Here is an 870-nt window from a genome sequence, read left to right as displayed (position 1 = left end):
GGGTCGAGAAGAATCGCTCGGGCACCCAGGCCGCGCAGGTCGCGGAGCGGGCCCGCCACGCACAGAAGGCAGACGATGGCGCGCAAGGACAAGACGGTCGATCTTGATCGGGAACGCGGCATAGCGCCGGGGCTGGTCGCCAAGACCAAGAAGCGACTCGTCGTCGCCACCGGCAGCTCGCACCCCGAGCTCGCCGCCGCCGTCGCCGCTGAGCTCGGCACCGAGCTCGTGCCGACCGAGTACCGCACATTCGCGTCGGGCGAGATGCTGACGCGGTTCGAGGTCTCGATCCGTGGGTGCGACGTGTTCCTGCTGCAGTCCTTCGGCCCGCCGGTCAACGAGTGGCTCATGGAGCTGCTCATCATGCTCGACGCCGCCAAGCGCGCCTCGGCGAAGCGCATCACGGTGGTGGCGCCGTACTACCCCTACTCCCGTCAGGACAAGAAGGGGCGCGGGCGTGAGCCGATCTCGGCGCGCCTGGTCGCCGACCTCATGAAGACCGCCGGCGCCGACCGCGTCATGAGCGTGGACCTGCACGCCGCGCAGATCCAGGGCTTCTTCGACGGACCCGTCGACCACCTCTTCGCCAAGCCCGTGCTGCTCGAGCACTTCCGCACCACGCTGAGCCCCGAGGACCGCGAGCTGCTGACCGTCGTCTCTCCCGACACCGGTCGCGTGCGGGTCGCCGACACATGGTCGGACAGCCTCGACGCACCCCTCGCGATCATCCACAAGCGCCGCGACCCGAATGTCGCGAACCAGGTCACGGTCAACGAGATCGTCGGCCGGGTCGACGGCCGTGTGTGCCTCCTCGTCGACGACATGATCGACACCGGCGGCACGATCGTGAAGGCCGCCCAGGCGCTCAAG

Annotated in this window: 1 pseudogene; it reads left to right on the top strand. The window is 69.1% G+C overall.

Features of this window, described 5'->3' with window-relative positions:
* Positions 1-75: 75 nt before the first annotated feature.
* Positions 76-870 (top strand): annotated as a pseudogene (locus tag ASG00_RS13065) (ribose-phosphate diphosphokinase); the annotation flags it as partial.

The organism is Microbacterium sp. Leaf351, from assembly GCF_001423825.1.
GTDB lineage: Bacteria > Actinomycetota > Actinomycetes > Actinomycetales > Microbacteriaceae > Microbacterium > Microbacterium ginsengisoli.
Note: the sequence above shows the minus strand (reverse complement) of the source record. Positions and strands in the feature narration are given on the sequence as shown.